This is a genomic window from Mycolicibacterium smegmatis, assembly GCF_001457595.1.
GTDB classification, from domain to species: domain Bacteria; phylum Actinomycetota; class Actinomycetes; order Mycobacteriales; family Mycobacteriaceae; genus Mycobacterium; species Mycobacterium smegmatis.
In genome coordinates this window covers 5615647-5632237 of record NZ_LN831039.1, presented here as the reverse complement: position 1 = coordinate 5632237, position 16591 = coordinate 5615647, and the positions used below count along the sequence as shown (strand labels likewise).

Here is a 16591-nt window from a genome sequence, read left to right as displayed (position 1 = left end):
GGCTGGGAAGGGGAAGGCAGCTAGACCACGGGCACCGCAGGCCGGTACCCGTAGAAAAATCGCCTCTGCTCAATGAGCACGTATCGAGTGTGCCACCACATGTCGTCCCATCGCAAAGGATGTCGGCGACGCGCGGTAGGTTTGAGCCGAGATGACTTCCCCCTCTGCCACCCCCTTCGCCGCCGAAACCGACCAGCTCCTGGACGGCCTGAACCCGCAGCAGCGTCAGGCGGTGCTCCACGAGGGTTCGCCCCTGCTGATCGTCGCGGGCGCGGGTTCGGGAAAGACTGCCGTGCTGACCCGGCGCATCGCGTACCTGCTCGCTGAGCGCGAGGTCGGGGTGGGGCAGGTACTGGCCATCACGTTCACCAACAAGGCCGCCGCCGAGATGCGCGAGCGCGTGGTGCAACTGGTGGGGCCGCGGGCCAAGGCCATGTGGGTGTCGACGTTCCACTCGACGTGCGTGCGGATCCTGCGCAACCAGGCGTCGCTGCTGCCCGGGCTGAACTCGAACTTCTCGATCTACGACTCCGACGATTCCCGGCGCCTGCTGATGATGATCGGCAAGGATCTGGGCCTGGACACCAAGCGGTACTCGCCGCGGCTGCTGGCCAACGGGATCTCCAACCTCAAGAACGAGCTGATCGGCCCCGAACAGGCCGCCGCCGAGGCGTCCGAGGCCTCCGACGAGATGGCCACCGTCATCGCGCAGGTGTACGGCGAATACCAGCGCCGGCTGCGCGCGGCCAATGCGCTGGACTTCGACGACCTCATCGGGGAGACGGTCGCGGTGCTGCAGGCGTTCCCGCAGATCGCGCAGTACTACCGGCGCCGGTTCCGGCACATCCTGGTCGACGAGTACCAGGACACCAACCATGCGCAGTACGTGCTGGTGCGTGAGCTCGTCGGGCACCACCTCGAGGACCACGACGGCGTGCCGCCGTCGGAGCTGTGCGTGGTGGGTGACGCCGACCAGTCGATCTACGCGTTCCGCGGCGCGACGATCCGCAACATCGAGGACTTCGAGCGCGACTTCCCCGACGCGACGACGATCCTGCTGGAACAGAACTACCGGTCGACGCAGACGATCCTCAACGCCGCGAACGCGGTGATCGCCCGCAACACCGGGCGTCGCGAGAAGCGCCTGTGGACCGACGCAGGCCAGGGTGAGCTGATCGTCGGCTACGTCGCCGACAACGAGCACGACGAGGCCCGGTTCGTCGCCGACGAGATCGACGCGCTCACCGACCGGCACGGCTACAACTACAACGACATCGCGGTGTTCTACCGCACCAACAACTCCTCGCGTGCGCTGGAAGAGGTGTTCATCCGCGCGGGCATCCCGTACAAGGTCGTCGGCGGCGTGCGGTTCTACGAGCGCCGCGAGATCCGCGACATCGTCGCCTACCTGCGCGTGCTCGACAATCCCGGCGACTCGGTGAGCATGCGGCGCATCCTCAACACGCCGCGCCGCGGCATCGGCGACCGTGCCGAGGCGTGCGTCGCGGTGTACGCCGAGAACACCGGCGTGAGCTTCAACGAGGCGCTGCAGGCCGCCGCCGAGGGCCGCGTGCCGATGCTCAACACACGCTCGGAGAAGTGCATCGCGAGCTTCGTACAGATGCTCGACGACCTGCGGGGCAAGCTCGACGAAGAACTCGGCGACCTCGTGGAGGCCGTGCTGGAACGCACCGGCTACCGCCGTGAGCTCGAGGCGTCGAGCGATCCGCAGGATCTGGCCCGTCTCGACAACCTCAACGAATTGGTCAGCGTCGCACACGAGTTCAGCATCGACCTGGCCAACGCACAGGCCCTGGCCGAGGAGAGCGACGAGCCCGTCGACGAGGACATCCCCGACACGGGCGTGCTGGCGCAGTTCCTCGAGCGGGTGTCGCTGGTCGCCGACGCCGACGACATCCCCGAAGAGGGCTCCGGTGTGGTGACGATGATGACGCTGCACACCGCCAAGGGCCTGGAGTTCCCCGCGGTGTTCGTCACCGGTTGGGAGGACGGCATGTTCCCGCACATGCGGGCACTCGGTGACCCTAACGAACTGTCCGAGGAACGCCGCCTGGCCTACGTCGGCATCACGCGCGCCCGCCAGCGGCTCTACCTCAGCCGGGCCAAGGTGCGCTCGTCGTGGGGGCAGCCCATGCTCAACCCGGAATCGCGCTTCCTGCGCGAGATCCCGCAGGAACTCATCGACTGGCGCCGCATCGAGGCGCCCACGCCGGCGTACGCCGCACCGGGCCGCATGTCCTCCTCCGGCGGCGGCGGTATCGGCTTCGGTTCACCGCGGCCCTCGCCGAACCGCCCCGGCGGTGGCCGCAACAAGCCGTTGATGGTGCTACAGCCTGGTGACCGCGTGACCCACGACAAGTACGGTCTCGGCCGCGTCGAGGAGGTCGCGGGCACCGGCGAATCCGCGATGTCGCTCATCGACTTCGGCAGCGCCGGCCGCGTCAAGCTCATGCACAACCACGCGCCGCTGCAGAAGCTCTGACGCCTACGCGTGACTCCACGGATCGTCGGCAAGCTCGGCGGGAGCGGGTAACCGCGACTCGGACAGCGGGGGCACCGACGTGAGCACCGCGTTCTTGTCCAAGCGTGCCCCCGGTGTGCGGCCCTGCCCCCAGCCGATGAGCGCGCGGTACTGCCCGAACAGCCCGGCACTGCGCACCGCGGTCTCGTCGGCGTGCGGGCTGTCCGGGCCGACCGGCTCGGAGACGGGTGCGACGTAGAGCGCGTCGGTGGGGCAGTAGGCCTCACACATGAAGCACGTCTGGCAGTCGGACTGCCGCGCGATCACCGGGATGCCGTCGTCGCCGCGGTCGAACACGTCGGTGGGGCACACCTTGACGCACACGTCGCACGCGATACACGCCGAGCGGCTGACGATCTCGATCATGCGACTGCCTCCGACACCAGCCGGGGCGCAACGGGATCCGGTGCGGTCCACACCTCGTCGAGCCCGCCGACCAGGATGCGGTGATCGAACCGGGCGTCGGTGTCCGGGATGTCCTCACGCCGATGCAGGCCGCGGGTCTCGGCGCGCGCCAGCGATGCCGCGGTCACCCAGCGTGCCGCCGCCACGAGCGCGACGGCCTGACGCACTTTGTAGGTGTCGCGTGGGGCGACCGGGGCCAGACCGTCGGCGATGTCACGCCACACCGTTTCGAGTGCCGCGGCCGACTCGGCGAGGCGCTCCGCGGTTTTCAGGTAACTGCGCAGCGGCGGCAGCACGTGTTGCTGAGCGGCGCGCACCACCTCGTCGACCGTCGGTGCCCCATTGCGGGTGCGCACGTTGAGTGGGCTTTCGGCCCCGGCCCGTGCGGCCCGTGTGGTGCGTCTGCGGCTGAACTCGGCCGCGCCGCGCCCCGCGAAGGTGCCCGACGCGATCGCCCACGAGCCGTTGTGGCTGCCCCCGCCCGAACGCGACCCGGTGATGAGCTCGCGGGTCGCGGCGTCACCGGCCGCGTACAGGCCGGGAACCGTTGTCGCGCAGTCGGGTCCGGTGAGGCGCAGACCGCCCGTGCCGCGCACCGAACCCTCGTGGACCATGCGGACCGGGTACGCCGTGGTGAACGGGTCGATGCCGGCCTTGTCGAGGGGCAGGAAATAGTTGGGCTGCGCGTCACGCATGGTCTGGTGGATGTGCGCGGGCGCCCGGTCGATGCGCGCGAACACCCGCCTGCCGTGCGCGAGTTGGGCTTGCGCGTCCTGGCGTCCACCCAGGCCGAGCTGCGTGGGCAGCGGCTGTCCGTGCTCGTCGAAGAAGCTGCCCCACTGCAGCATCCGGCCTTTCGTGTGGGTGCCCCATTCGGGGGCCAGCGCATACGCCGTGCTGAACTCCATGCCCGACAGCGCAGCGCCGTGTTCGGCGGCCATGAGCAGGCCGTCGCCGGTGTCGACGTTGGTGCCGAATGTGCCGGACAGGAACGCGGTTCCGCCCGTGGCGAGCACGACCGCGCCCGCGGTGACCCGCCAGGGCCGTCCGCCCTCCTGGCGCGCGATACCGGTCGCGCCGTCGACGACGCCGTCGTCGTCCACCGTCAACTCGAGCGCGGGATGATGGTCGAGGATGCGGACCCCGCTGCGGTGCACCTTGCGGCGCATCCGGCGCATGTACTCAGGGCCCTGCAGGCTGCTGCGCATGGGCCTGCCGTCGGAGCCGGCCGGAAAGGGGTAGCCCCACGCGGCCAGTTGGTCGACGCGGTCCCACGCGGTGGCGAGAACCCGGAACATCCAGTCGGCGTCGGTGATCCGGCCCGCGGCCTTCTCGCGGTCGCGCACCGATTCCTCGCGGCGCGGCCCGGGCGGGATGAGCCACAGGTTGTTGCCGCCCGCCGCAGTGGCGCCGCTGGTACCGCAATATCCCTTGTCCACCAGGATGACCCGGGCGCCGGCCTCGGTAGCCGAGATGGCCGCCCACGTCGCGGCCGGGCCGCCGCCGATCACGAGCACATCGGTGGTGAGGGTGTCCGGTCTACCGGTCATGTCCCACCTCTTCACGCACACCGAGTTCGGCGAGCAGCACGCGGCGCAGATCGTCGAAGCCGTCGTCGCCGCGGCTGCGGGGGAACGGCAGGTCGACGCGCCGGTCGAGCGAGACCTGGCCACCCGAGAGCACCACGACCCGGTCGGCGAGCAGGATCGCCTCGTCGACGTCGTGGGTGACGTGCAGGACGGCCATGTGCCGTCGCGCCCACAACTCGTGAAGCAGGCGGTACATCTTGAGCCGGGTCAAGGCGTCGAGCGCCCCGAACGGTTCGTCGAGCAACAACAGATCCGGTTCCCGCACCAGTGCCCGCGCCAGGGAAACGCGTTGCGCCTCACCGCCGGACAGCGACAGCGGCCAGCTCCTGGCCTTGTCGGAGAGCCCGACCTCGTCGAGCGCGGCGCGGGCCCGCGCGGTGCGGCTCGGCTCGTCGGGACCGCCGTCGCGCAGCGCGAACGTCACATTGGCCAGCGCGCGACGCCACGGCAGCAGGCGCGGGTTCTGGAACACCACGGCACGCGAGCGCGGCACCACCACGGATCCTGTGACGTCGTCGTCGAGGCCCGCGAGGATGCGCAGCAGCGTGCTCTTCCCGGAGCCCGACCGGCCCAGCATGGCGACGAATTCGCCGTCGTCGATCTGCAATTCGAGATCGTCGAGCACCTGCTGGGCCCCGAATGACCGGCGCAGGCCGCGCACCTGAACCACGGCGCTCATGAGACCCCGTCGAATCCGTTGCGCCACGACAGTAGAAGCCGCTCCAAGAGGCGCACCAGGCTGTAGGACAGCAGGCCTGCGATGGCGTAGATGACGATGACCAACAGCGACACGTCGAACTGCAGGTTGGTCTGCGCGCGTGACATCAGGAATCCGATGCCCTCGGTGGTGTTGATCATCTCCGCGAAGATCAGGCTGAGCCACGCGCTCGACAGCCCGAGCCGCAGTCCGACAAGGAAATTCGGCATCGCGCCGGGCAGGATCACCTGCGTGATGAGCGTGCGGCGCGGCGCTTCGAGGGTCTGGGCCATCTCGACGAGTTGGCGGTCCACGCCCCGGATACCCGAGTAGGTGTTGATGTAGATCGCGATCGCGACGCCCGTGGTGATCAGGACGATCTTGGGTCCTTCACCGATGCCCATCCAGATGATCAACAGCGGTGTGAGCGCGAAATTCGGTACTGCCTTGAGGATCTGCATCGTCCAGTCCAGCAGGTCCTCGCCCGTGCGGGTCAGGCCCGCGAGCACGGCGAGCACCACACCGATCAGGATGCCGAGGACCGTGCCGACCAGCACCCGCACCGCCGAGGCGCCGATGTGCGTGGCGAGTTGACCGTTGTCGAACAGGCGCCATGCCGTGGCCGCGACATCGGTGGGTGGCGGGAACAGGTCGGTGTTGAGCAGGCCGGTTCCTGAGCCCACGGTCCACGCGAGCAGGATCAGGGCCGGGCCCATCAGGCGGCGCAGCGGCCGGGGGATCAGCGCCCACAGGCTCTTTCGCCTGATGTGGATCGCCGTGATGTCGACGAGGTCGGGTCCCGCGGCCTCGGGTGCGACGGCGGTGGCCGTCATGACTTGGCCCCGGCCCACTCGGCCACCGAGTACTCGTTGTCCAGCGAGCCGTCGGCCTTGAGGAAGTTGTACGCGGCCTCGAGCTGTTCGACGCCTTTCTGGGGGAACGGTTCGGTGTTGAACTCGCCGGCCTGGGTGGACTGGCGGACGTACTCGACCTCGGTGTCATCGGTTTCGGCGACCCACTGCGTGTAGGCGTCGAAGTTCTCGGTGATGTCCTTGTTGACCGCGGTGACGGCGTTCTGCCAGGCCTCGGCGAATTCGGGGTGCGCTTCGGTGAACGACGTCAGCGCGATGTTGGTGCCCGTGCTGCCGAACCCGTGCTGCGACAGGCTGTCGATGATGGGGAAGCCCCGGTCCTTGAGTTCGGCGGCGCTGGCGCCGGTGACCACCGTGGCGTCGATCTGGCCCGAACTCAGACCCGCGATGGACTCCGGTGTCGGGACGTCGCGTACCTCGATCTTGCCGCTGAGACCCGCGGCCTCGATGAGCTGGCGTGCCGCGCGGTCGCGGATGGTGCCCTGCGGCGCGGTGACCGACTTGCCCACCAGATCGCCGATGGTGGCGGGGCCGCCCTTGGCGCCGACGATCCACGCGTCGCCGTTGATCGAATCGAGAGACAGCAGAACGACTCTCGCGTCGCGGCTGCGGGCACGCAGGGCCGGGTTGTCGCCCACGGCGGCGACGTCGATCGCGCCGGCGAACAGCGCCGAGACCACGTCGCTGCCCGACTGGAAGAACGAGTACTCGATCTTGTCGATGCCCGCGGACTTGAGCTCGTCGGTGAGGATGCCCTCCTTGTCACCCCAGCCCAGCGATCCGGCCGGGGTGCCCGTCACCGACGTCGCACCGACGCGCAGCGTGTAGCCGCCCGTGTCGTCGCTGCTGCTGCACGCGACGGCGCCGACGGCAAGTGCCGACGCGGCGGCGACGGCGGATAGAGAGCGCAACAACCGGCTGAGCATGAGCGGGCCTCCGAGGTGGTGATGGGGTGTGAGAACACCAGACAGAGGTCAGTAGAAGTCGGCGGTGCTCGACCGGTCGACGGTTTGGCTCATGCTGACCCGAACAGCGCCCGGGTGCTGACCTTTCGACGAGCGTGACGTAAATGGGACGCGGCAGCGCCTGGCAAAGCCGGGCTATTCGCTGCGCACGGCCCATCTGCCCGTGGCCGGCAACACGGCGAACAGGATGGCGGAGACGGGCAGCACCGGGATCGCGTAGACCAGCGGGTGCAGCTTGGCGCCCGCGATGAACAGGCTGCCGAAGATCAGCAGCGCGATGACCGCGCCGACGACGATGAGCAGCCGGCCCAGGCGCCGGCGCAGCAACAGCGCGATGAGGCCGCCGATGGTTGCTGCGGCCGATACGGCGGTGAGGAAGCCGACGGCCACGCAGAACAGTTGATCGGTGCGCCACCATCCCGCGATCAGATCGGTGGCGATGACGGCCGTGCCCCAGCCGCTGAGGATGCTCAGCGTCGCGGCGGTCACCGCGGTCTTGGGATCGTTGGCCGACGCGCGGCGGGGGATCACGAGGGGACGTGCCCGGGGCACGTACGCGGTGGCCGCCTCTCCGGCGTCCTCGGGCCCGGAAGCGTCGCTCTGCGCCCCGATGAGGCTGGTTTGTGGTTCGGCGTCGGGCGCGGTGGGTATGGCACCTGTCGGATGGCGCCGGATGATGCTCGTCTTCGGCACATCATCGGACAAAGGGTCGGAAGTGGGCACGGGACCCGAGAGAGGAGACGAAGGTTGTCGGCGGATGATGCGGGTGCGGTCGTCCTCACCGGACTGGTCGGTGTCGAGGGGACCGGAGTCGCTCACTCAGCCAACATAGCTGCCCGGGCTGAGCCCGCGCTTGGCCAGCCAACCGACCGGATCGATCCGGTTCGTGCCGTTGGTCAGGACCTCGAAATGCAGGTGGGGACCCGTGGAGTAGCCCCGGTTGCCCATGGTGGCGATCTGATCGCCCGCCATCACGCGCTCGCCGACGCTGACGAGCCACGTGTTGATGTGACCGTAGAGCGTGACGGTGCCGTCGGAGTGGCGGATCTTCACCCACGCGCCGTAACCGGCCGTCGGGCCCACGTCGGTGACCACGCCGTCGGACGCGGCGTAGATCGGCGTGCCGATCGAGTTGGCGATGTCGATGCCGCCGTGCAGCACGCCCCAGCGGTAGCCGAAGCCCGACGTCCACACGCCTTTGGTCGGCATCACGAACAGCGGGCGCGAAAGGCGGGCCTCACGCTCGGCGCGCTCCTGTGCGAACGCGGCGGCCTTGGTGATCTCCTCGGCGTGCACGGCCGACGAGATGTTCGACGCGACCGAGACGATCTGCATGCCGTCGTTCGAACCGCTGACCGAGGCTCCGTCGACCGTCGTCTGGCCGGTGGCCAGCACGGTGTCGTCGGCGGCCTGGGCCTCGGTGCCGTTCCCGAACGAGTACGCACCGGCGGCGGTGGCGCCCGCGGCCACCGCCGCGATCATCAGCCGGCTCTTGAGCGCGCCGGTGGTCTCTTTGCGGTGAGCGCCGCGACGGCCTGTCATGTCGATGACGTCGGTTGCTGCGGTGCCGTCGCTGACGTCGGTGTGGCTGTCGCGGTAGGCGTGGGTGGCGTTGCGCTTGCGGCGTGAGGCGCTGCGCTCACCGGCGTCGCGGGCATCGGCCAGGAACTCCGACGGGATGTCCAGACGCACCGGCTCGAGGTCGTCGGTGTCGTTGAGATCGTCGAGCTCAGGGGCCTCGATGACGCGGGCCTCGCGCTCGAAAGCGCTCAAATTGTCGTAGGCGCTTGAGATTTGGGTATCCAGAGCAGCGAACTGGTCGAACGCCTTGGAGAACTCGCTGAACGGGATGATGTCGGTCACTTCAGCGGCGTCGAGGTCGTCGGCCTGGGCGGACTTGCGTTCGCGAGCGTTCGTCGGATTCCCCTTCAGGGACGCGGACGAACGATGCTGCAACAAAACCCGGGGATCCTTCTCGTGACCTCAGCGTTATCTGGACCAGAGGCACGTTAACCAAATCCCAATGTTGGTGGCAACTTATGTGAGCATTCCCCGGGGGATTGTGATGTGTATCACGGTTTGGTACCGGTGAGATCTACCACATGAGCGGAAGGCGGTGCCGAAGCATCACTACGCGGTCGATAAAGTGCCAACGGGCCCGACAGGCGTTTTCCCCGGCCGGGCAACTTCGAAGTCAACGCAGACAGACAGTGAGCCAATGGATCTCTTCGAATACCAGGCGAAAGAGCTGTTCGCCAAGCACAACGTCCCGACATCACCCGGCCGGGTGACCGATTCCGCCGAGGACGCCAAGACGATCGCCGAGGAAATCGGCCGCCCCGTGATGGTGAAAGCCCAGGTCAAGACCGGTGGTCGCGGCAAGGCCGGTGGCGTGAAGTACGCAGCCACCCCCGATGACGCGTTCACTCACGCAAACAACATCCTCGGCCTCGACATCAAGGGCCACGTGGTCAAGAAGTTGCTCGTGGCCGAGGCGAGCGACATCGCCGAGGAGTACTACATCTCCTTCTTGCTCGATCGCGCCAACCGCACCTACCTGGCCATGTGCTCGGTCGAGGGTGGCATGGAGATCGAGGAAGTGGCCGCCACCAAGCCCGAGCGTCTCGCGAAGGTTCCTGTCGACGCCGTCAAGGGTGTCGACCTGGCGTTCGCCCGTTCGATCGCCGAGCAAGGCCACCTGCCCGCCGAGGTGCTCGACGCCGCCGCGGTGACCATCCAGAAGCTGTGGGAGGTGTTCGTCAAGGAGGACGCCACCCTGGTGGAGGTCAACCCGCTGGTGCGCACCCCCGACGATCAGATCCTCGCCCTCGACGGCAAGGTCACCCTCGACGAGAACGCCGGCTTCCGTCAGCCCGGCCACGCCGAGTTCGAGGACCGCGACGCCACCGATCCTCTTGAGCTCAAGGCCAAGGAGAACGACCTCAACTACGTCAAGCTCGACGGGCAGGTCGGCATCATCGGCAACGGCGCCGGTCTGGTCATGTCGACGCTGGACGTCGTCGCCTACGCGGGTGAGAACCACGGCGGCGTGAAGCCCGCCAACTTCCTGGACATCGGCGGTGGCGCCTCGGCCGCCGTGATGGCCGCGGGTCTGGACGTCATTCTGGGCGACAGCCAGGTCAAGAGCGTGTTCGTCAACGTCTTCGGTGGCATCACCGCGTGTGACGCCGTCGCCAACGGCATCGTGCAGGCCCTGCAGATCCTGGGCGACGAGGCCAACAAGCCGCTGGTCGTGCGTCTGGACGGCAACAACGTCGAAGAGGGCCGGCGCATCCTGGCCGAAGCCAACCACCCCCTGGTCATCCAGGCCGAGACCATGGACGCCGGTGCCGACAAGGCCGCCGAGCTGGCGAACAAGTAAGGGACACTTCACATGTCGATCTTTCTGAACAAGGACTCCAAGGTCATCGTCCAGGGCATCACCGGTGGTGAGGGAACCAAGCACACCGCGCTGATGCTCAAGGCCGGCACCCAGATCGTCGGTGGCGTGAACGCGCGCAAGGCCGGCACCACCGTGTCCCACAAGGACAAGGACGGCAACGACATCGAACTCCCGGTGTTCGGCAGTGTCGCCGAGGCCATCAAGGAGACCGGCGCCGACGTGTCGATCGCCTTTGTGCCGCCGGCCTTCTCGAAGGACGCCATCATCGAGGCCATCGACGCCGAGATCCCGCTGCTGGTGGTCATCACCGAGGGCATCCCGGTGCAGGACACCGCCTACGCGTGGGCCTACAACGTCGACAAGGGTCAGAAGACCCGCATCATCGGCCCCAACTGCCCCGGCATCATCACCCCCGGTGAGGCGCTGGTCGGCATCACGCCGAACAACATCACCGGCAAGGGCCCGATCGGTCTGGTGTCGAAGTCCGGCACGCTGACCTACCAGATGATGTACGAGCTGCGCGATTTCGGTTTCTCGACCGCCATCGGCATCGGCGGCGACCCGGTCATCGGCACCACCCACATCGACGCCATCGAGGCGTTCGAGAAGGACCCCGAGACCAAGGTCATCGTGATGATCGGCGAGATCGGCGGCGACGCCGAGGAGCGCGCGGCCGACTACATCAAGGCCAACGTCACCAAGCCGGTCGTCGGCTACGTCGCGGGCTTCACCGCCCCGGAGGGCAAGACCATGGGCCACGCCGGCGCCATCGTGTCGGGTTCGTCGGGCACCGCCGCGGCCAAGAAGGAGGCCCTTGAGGCCGCGGGCGTCAAGGTCGGCAAGACCCCGTCCGAGACCGCCAAGCTGGCCCGCGAGATCCTGCAGTCGCTGTAGTTCTCCGCGAGTTTTCGCACAAGCTGCCCCTTTTCGTCGGAAAAGGGGCAGCTTTGTGTTTGGCGGAATCAAAGGTGCTCGGCGAGGAAGCGTTCGACGGCATGGAACAGGTCGATGCGGTTCTCGGGGTTCACGAAGCCGTGGCCCTCGTCGTCTTTGACCATGTACTCGACCTCGACGCCGCGGGCGCGCAGCGCCTCGACGAGGTTGTCGGATTCGGCCTGCACCACGCGGGTGTCGTTGGCGCCCTGGATCACCAGCAGCGGCGCGCGGATCTGATCGACGCGCGTGATCGGTGACCGCGCGAGCATGTCGGCCTCCTGCACGGGGTCGTCGTGGTCGCCGACGTAGCGGTGCCAGTTGTTGGCGAGGAACGGTCGCGCCACGTCCGGCAGCGTGCGCATGAAGTTCGCGAGGCTGGAGATGCCGACGTAGTCGATGGCCGCGGCGAACACGTCCGGGGTGAACGTGACGCCCACCAGCGCGGCGTACCCGCCGTAGGAACCGCCGAAGATCGCGACGCGGTCCCGGTCGGCGTAGCCCTGCTTGACCGCCCAGTCCACGGCGTCTATCAGGTCGTCGTGCATCTTGCCGGCGAACTCGCCGATGGCGGCCTTGGTGAAGGCCTTGCCGAACCCGGTCGAGCCGCGAAAGTTGACCTGCAGCACCGCATATCCGCGGTTGGCGAGCAGTTGCACCTCGGGTTGGTAATACCAGCAGTCGCGAGCCCACGGTCCGCCGTGCACCAGCAGGACCATCGGCAGGTTCTCCTGCGGGATGCCCACCGGCAACGTCAGGTACGACGGAAGGTCCAGGCCGTCGCGTGCCGGGATGGTCACCGGCGTCATCGGGGCCAGCGTGTCGGGATCGAGATGCGGGTGTGGCCGGAACAACTTGCGGCTCTGTCCTGTCGCGTGGTCGTAGAAGTAGGTGACGCCGGGATCGCGGTCGCTGAAAAAGCTGACCACCCAACGCGCTCCGCTGCTATCGGACGAGAGAGAACCGATGTCGCCGCTGTTGAGCCGGCTCACACCTTCCAGCACCGCTGCGAACTGCGGATCCAGCGCGTGGATCACCTGACGTTCCCCGTAGTAGCGGGCGCCGATCAGCTCACCCGTCGCTTCGCTGAGGATCAACGGAAACGGCAGCATCACCTGTGTGGCGAGGTCGAATGACGGGTGACTGTCCACCTCGGTCTCTTCACCGGTGGCGACGTCGAGTCGCACCAGGCGGGTCCGGTCGGTGCCCTTGTTCGAGCCGAACCACAGCCCGGTGCCGTCGGGGCTGACCGATATCGGGTGGATGCCCAGCGGGTAGTCGGCTCCGTCATAAGTCGCGATCGTGCGCAAAGTCTTTGCAGCGCTGTCCCATCGGGCGATCTCGATGTCGCCCTCGGCGGTCTGCGTCGAGGTGAACAGGTCCCCGTTGGGCCCGGCCTGCCAGTTGGTGACGGTGCCGGGGTTCTGCGCGAGCTCCGTCAACTCACCGGTCGCGATGTCGAGTTCGGCGGCGTCCATCAGCGTGGACGTGCGCTTGTTCAGTTGCACCATCACCTTGCCGGGCCGACCCTTGAGCAGTTCGAACGACGTACGCACACCCGGAAACGGCGTGAGGTCGACAGCCGTGGCGGCCGGGTCGTCGGGGTCGGCGCGGTAGACGTGGAAGTACTCGTCGCCACCTGTGTCCTGCATGTACAGCAGCCAGCGAGAATCCCCGGTCCACTCGTAGATGTAGATGCTGCGGTTCTCGTCGGCGGTGACGCAACGGGTTTCGGATCCGTCGACGTTCTCCACCCAGATGTTGAGCCGGTTCTGCCATGGTGCGAGGTAGGCGATCCTGGTGCCGTCGGGCGAGATCTTCGCGGCGGCGCGAACAGGCGGTCTGAAGAAGTCCTCGACCGAGATCGGCTGCGGGAGCGGCATGATGGTCCTTCCGGATGGTGGGCGGCGTCGAGCACCGGGCCTGGGGTGCAGGTCCGGGATGGTGCGGGTGGATCAGGTGACGGGTCCGCCGAGGCGGCCGTTGGTGGCTTCGCGGATTGCGCGGTCGATGAGTGCCAGTGTCTGTTCTTCGGTGACGTTCTCACCGTCGACGATCACTGCCCGGCTGACGTCCTCGTCGACCACGCGGAACGCCCCGGTGACCGCGGCCGCGCTCAGTCGCACGGTGAGGTCGGTTTCGGGGAGGCCCAACCGGTCGGCGATCACCGGGATGAAGCCTCGTTCCATCTGGTCGTGGACCATCAGATACGCGGTGCGCAGGGCAGGCTCGGACGAGGTCATGGTCGCGATACGCATCGCGCTGATCTCGTCCTCGATGTCCTGTGGTGAGAACGGGTGTGAATAGTTGTTCACGGCAAGGTGTTCCGACAATGACAGCTCGTGTGGCCACCGTCGGAGGACCTCGATGAACCGCTCGGCCGACCGTGCGAGCAGTGGTTCGACACAACTCTCCTTCGAGCGGAAGTACCGCCAGATCGTGCGCGTCGACAGCCCGCACGCCGCGGCGATGTCGTCGCCGCTGGTGCCGGAGACCCCGCGTTCCCAGAACAGCTTGCAGGCGTGCCGTGACACGTCGAGACGGGCCTGCTCTTGTTTCTCGCTGATGCTCACCTCCTGTCACTTAGTGACAGCTCCACAGTGTCACTAAGTGACAGGTTTGGCAAGGGATGCCGGGTGCGATCCCCTCGCGAGCAGACGTAAACCTGACCTTTTCGGCGCGGGAAGCGACAGTTTTGCGTCTGGACGGCGTTCGGTTAGCCTGGCGAATTGACACCTGTCAAGGAGGTTGCACATGGTCGATCCGCGTACGCCTGTCATCGTCGGCGTGGGACAGTTCACCGAACGCATCGATCTCGACGGTTATCGGGGCATGTCGTCGGTCGAGCTGGCGACCGAGGCCGCGAAGGCCGCCCTGCATGACTGCGGGGCCGACGCGGATACCGTGGCGCGCGCCATCGACACCGTGGCAGGTACCCGGCAGTTCGAGATCTCCGGCCCGGCATCGGCCCCGCTCGGCGTCTCCAGCAACTACCCGCGCTCGGTCGCGCGCAACATCGGCGCCGACCCGGCCCATGCCGTGCTCGAGGTGATCGGCGGGCAGAGCCCGCAGCACCTCGCGACGGAGTTCGGCGGCAAGATCGCGGCCGGTGAGAACGACGTCGTGCTGATCTTCGGCTCGGAGAACACCTCCACGCTGCGCCACTTCTCCAAGGCCGAGAACAAGCCGGACCACTCCGAGACCGTCGACGGGCAGTTGGAGGACCGCGGCTACGGGTACGACGGAATCTTCGACGAGTACACGATCCGCCACGGCCTGATCGGTGCCCCGGTGCAGTACGGCCTTCTGGAGAACGCCCGCCGCGCCCGCCTGGGCCTCTCGGTTGCCGACTATCGCCTCGCGATGGCCGAGCTGTTTGCCCCGTTCTCGAAAGTGGCCGCCAAGAACCCGTATTCGTCGGCGCCGACGGAGCGCTCGGTCGAGGAACTGCTCACCGTCACTGCATCGAATCGCATGATCGTCGACCCCTACCCGCGTCTGATGGTCGCGCGCGACCAGGTGAACCAGGGTGCCGCGCTGCTGATGATGTCGGTGGAATCCGCACGCAAACTCGGTGTGCCCGAAGAGAAGTGGGTGTACCTGCGCGGGCACGCCGACATGAAGGAGCCCAAGCTGCTGGAGCGCGCCGACATCGGTGCCAGCCCGGCCTCGGTGACCGCGGTGAACGAGGCGCTGCGCGTGGCCGGTATCGGCTTGGACGACGTGGCGGCCTTCGATCTGTACAGCTGCTTCCCGTTCCCGGTGTTCAACATCTGCGACGGCACAGGGCTGGCCACCGACGACCCGCGTGGCCTCACTCTCACCGGCGGACTGCCGTTCTTCGGCGGCCCGGGCAACAACTACTCGATGCACGGCATCGCCGAGGCGGTCAACGAGATGCGTGACAAGCCCGGTCAGTTCGCGCTCGTCGGCGCCAACGGCGGCATCGCCAGCAAGTACTCGGTGGGCATCTACTCGACCGAGCCCGCCGACTGGGTCGCCGACAACAGCGCGCAACTGCAGGCCGAGCACGACGCGCAGCCCAAGGTCGCCATCACCGAGAAGGCCGACGGCACAGGCACCATCGAGACCTACACCGTGCGCTACGACTGGACGCCGCACACCGGCATCATCATCGGCCGTCTCGACGACGGCAGCCGCTTCCTGGCCAAGACCAAGGACGAGGACCTGGTCAAGCTGCTCAGCGAGGGCGACCCGATCGGCGCGAAGATCGTCGTCACCCCCGGCGAGAAGAGCAACCGCGCCGTACTGGCGTAACGCTAGACCAGCGCGGAGAGCTTGCCCGCCAACCGCTCGACGTACGCCGCGACCTCGGCCTCCGACTTGTCGGGCAGGCCGAACACCACCTCGGTGACGCCGAGATCGCGCCAGTGGGCGAGCTTTTCGGCGTCGGGCTTGTAGTCCAGCGCCCGGATCTGCGGGGCACCCTCACGTCCGGCCGCGGCCCAGATGTCCTGCAGCAGTTTGACGGGCTCGTCGATGTCGAAGTCGCGGGGCGTGGTGATCCAGCCGTCGGCGCTGCGGGCGATCCACTTGAAGTTCTTCTCGTTCCCGGCCGCGCCCACCAGAACGGGGATGTGTGCCTGCACCGGCTTGGGCCACGCCCATGACGGGCCGAAGTTCACGAATTCCCCGTCGTACGAGGCCTCTTCCTGTGTCCACAGCGCCCGCATGGCCTCGAGGTATTCACGCAGCATCGTGCGGCGCCGGCCCGCCGGAACCTTGTGATCGGCGAGTTCGTCGGTGTTCCAACCGAAACCGACACCCAGCGATACGCGCCCACCGGAGAGGTGGTCCAGTGTCGCGATGGACTTGGCCAGCGTGATGGGGTCGTGTTCGACGGGTAGCGCGACGGCCGTCGACAACCCCACCCGCGAGGTCACGGCAGCGGCCGTGCCCAGCGACACCCACGGATCCAGCGTGCGCATGTAGCGGTCGTCGGGCAGGGACTCGTCACCGGTGGTGGGGTGGGCGGCCTCCCGCTTGATCGGGATGTGGGTGTGTTCAGGCACGTAGAACGTGGTGAAGCCATGGTCGTCGGCGAGTTTTGCGGCTGAGGCCGGCGTGATGCCGCGGTCGCTGGTGAAGAGAACGAGCCCGTAGTCCATGACCAGAATTAGAACGTGTTTCAGTCTGAGGGGCAATAGCCGTGCCGATCGTCGGG

General features: G+C 67.5%; 14 protein-coding genes. 4 read left to right on the top strand and 10 right to left on the bottom strand.

Annotated elements, in window-relative coordinates:
- Positions 1 to 151: 151 nt before the first annotated feature.
- Positions 152 to 2503, top strand: a complete 2352-nt coding sequence (gene pcrA / locus AT701_RS27045; RefSeq protein ID WP_011730603.1) for a DNA helicase PcrA — start codon at positions 152 to 154, stop codon at positions 2501 to 2503.
- 3 nt (positions 2504 to 2506) lie between these two features.
- Here pcrA and AT701_RS27040 read toward each other — a convergent pair whose 3' ends face one another.
- The 7 genes from AT701_RS27040 to AT701_RS27005 form a co-directional block, all read right to left on the bottom strand.
- Complete coding sequence (locus AT701_RS27040) at positions 2507 to 2908, bottom strand: 4Fe-4S dicluster domain-containing protein (protein WP_011730602.1); 402 nt, start codon at positions 2906 to 2908, stop codon at positions 2507 to 2509.
- Positions 2905 to 4497, bottom strand: coding sequence for an FAD-dependent oxidoreductase (locus AT701_RS27035; protein ID WP_011730601.1), 1593 nt, complete (start codon positions 4495 to 4497; stop codon positions 2905 to 2907). Before AT701_RS27035 ends, AT701_RS27040 begins: the two co-directional genes overlap by 4 nt.
- The gene (locus tag AT701_RS27030) at positions 4487 to 5215 is read right to left on the bottom strand and encodes an ABC transporter ATP-binding protein (RefSeq protein WP_011730600.1); all 729 of its coding nucleotides are present in this window, start codon (positions 5213 to 5215) and stop codon (positions 4487 to 4489) included. Before AT701_RS27030 ends, AT701_RS27035 begins: the two co-directional genes overlap by 11 nt.
- Positions 5212 to 6066 carry an ABC transporter permease gene (locus AT701_RS27025; RefSeq protein WP_029104406.1) on the bottom strand — a complete coding sequence of 285 codons (855 nt, stop codon included), beginning with the start codon at positions 6064 to 6066 and terminating at the stop codon, positions 5212 to 5214. The genes AT701_RS27030 and AT701_RS27025 overlap by 4 nt, the downstream gene beginning before the upstream one ends.
- A complete protein-coding gene (locus tag AT701_RS27020; RefSeq protein ID WP_058126953.1) occupies positions 6063 to 7031 on the bottom strand; it encodes an ABC transporter substrate-binding protein in 969 nt (322 codons plus the stop codon). The genes AT701_RS27025 and AT701_RS27020 overlap by 4 nt, the downstream gene beginning before the upstream one ends.
- Before the next feature lie 174 nt (positions 7032 to 7205).
- Positions 7206 to 7889, bottom strand: coding sequence for a hypothetical protein (locus tag AT701_RS27010; RefSeq protein ID WP_011730597.1), 684 nt, complete (start codon positions 7887 to 7889; stop codon positions 7206 to 7208).
- Positions 7890 to 9029, bottom strand: coding sequence for a M23 family metallopeptidase (locus AT701_RS27005; protein ID WP_014878362.1), 1140 nt, complete (start codon positions 9027 to 9029; stop codon positions 7890 to 7892).
- Positions 9030 to 9288: 259 nt separating this feature from the next.
- Between AT701_RS27005 and sucC the strand changes: the two genes are divergently transcribed.
- Together sucC and sucD are read left to right on the top strand one after the other, a co-directional pair.
- Entirely contained in the window at positions 9289 to 10452 is a 1164-nt protein-coding gene (gene sucC, locus AT701_RS27000) for an ADP-forming succinate--CoA ligase subunit beta (RefSeq protein WP_011730595.1), read from the top strand.
- A 12-nt stretch (positions 10453 to 10464) separates the two neighbouring features.
- Complete coding sequence (gene sucD / locus AT701_RS26995; RefSeq protein ID WP_003896926.1) at positions 10465 to 11367, top strand: succinate--CoA ligase subunit alpha; 903 nt, start codon at positions 10465 to 10467, stop codon at positions 11365 to 11367.
- Between the two features lie 68 nt (positions 11368 to 11435).
- Here the strand turns inward: sucD and AT701_RS26990 are convergent, their stop codons facing one another.
- Together AT701_RS26990 and AT701_RS26985 are read right to left on the bottom strand one after the other, a co-directional pair.
- Complete coding sequence (locus tag AT701_RS26990) at positions 11436 to 13289, bottom strand: S9 family peptidase (protein WP_011730594.1); 1854 nt, start codon at positions 13287 to 13289, stop codon at positions 11436 to 11438.
- 72 nt (positions 13290 to 13361) lie between these two features.
- Entirely contained in the window at positions 13362 to 13979 is a 618-nt protein-coding gene (locus AT701_RS26985) for a TetR/AcrR family transcriptional regulator (protein WP_003896924.1), read from the bottom strand.
- Between the two features lie 181 nt (positions 13980 to 14160).
- Between AT701_RS26985 and AT701_RS26980 the strand changes: the two genes are divergently transcribed.
- Complete coding sequence (locus AT701_RS26980) at positions 14161 to 15684, top strand: acetyl-CoA acetyltransferase (protein WP_058126952.1); 1524 nt, start codon at positions 14161 to 14163, stop codon at positions 15682 to 15684.
- 2 nt (positions 15685 to 15686) lie between these two features.
- Here the strand turns inward: AT701_RS26980 and AT701_RS26975 are convergent, their stop codons facing one another.
- Positions 15687 to 16535: an LLM class F420-dependent oxidoreductase gene (locus tag AT701_RS26975; protein ID WP_003896922.1), complete on the bottom strand. Its 849-nt coding sequence runs from the start codon at positions 16533 to 16535 to the stop codon at positions 15687 to 15689.
- Between the last annotated feature and the right edge of the window lie 56 nt (positions 16536 to 16591).

Coding starts and splice junctions, on each gene's coding strand:
- pcrA (WP_011730603.1), top strand. CDS start 152: ATGACTTCCCCCTCTGCCACCCCCTTCGCCGCCGAAACCGACCAGCTC.
- AT701_RS27040 (WP_011730602.1), bottom strand. CDS start 2,908: ATGATCGAGATCGTCAGCCGCTCGGCGTGTATCGCGTGCGACGTGTGC.
- AT701_RS27035 (WP_011730601.1), bottom strand. CDS start 4,497: ATGACCGGTAGACCGGACACCCTCACCACCGATGTGCTCGTGATCGGC.
- AT701_RS27030 (WP_011730600.1), bottom strand. CDS start 5,215: ATGAGCGCCGTGGTTCAGGTGCGCGGCCTGCGCCGGTCATTCGGGGCC.
- AT701_RS27025 (WP_029104406.1), bottom strand. CDS start 6,066: ATGACGGCCACCGCCGTCGCACCCGAGGCCGCGGGACCCGACCTCGTC.
- AT701_RS27020 (WP_058126953.1), bottom strand. CDS start 7,031: ATGCTCAGCCGGTTGTTGCGCTCTCTATCCGCCGTCGCCGCCGCGTCG.
- sucC (WP_011730595.1), top strand. CDS start 9,289: ATGGATCTCTTCGAATACCAGGCGAAAGAGCTGTTCGCCAAGCACAAC.
- sucD (WP_003896926.1), top strand. CDS start 10,465: ATGTCGATCTTTCTGAACAAGGACTCCAAGGTCATCGTCCAGGGCATC.
- AT701_RS26990 (WP_011730594.1), bottom strand. CDS start 13,289: ATGCCGCTCCCGCAGCCGATCTCGGTCGAGGACTTCTTCAGACCGCCT.
- AT701_RS26980 (WP_058126952.1), top strand. CDS start 14,161: ATGGTCGATCCGCGTACGCCTGTCATCGTCGGCGTGGGACAGTTCACC.
- AT701_RS26975 (WP_003896922.1), bottom strand. CDS start 16,535: ATGGACTACGGGCTCGTTCTCTTCACCAGCGACCGCGGCATCACGCCG.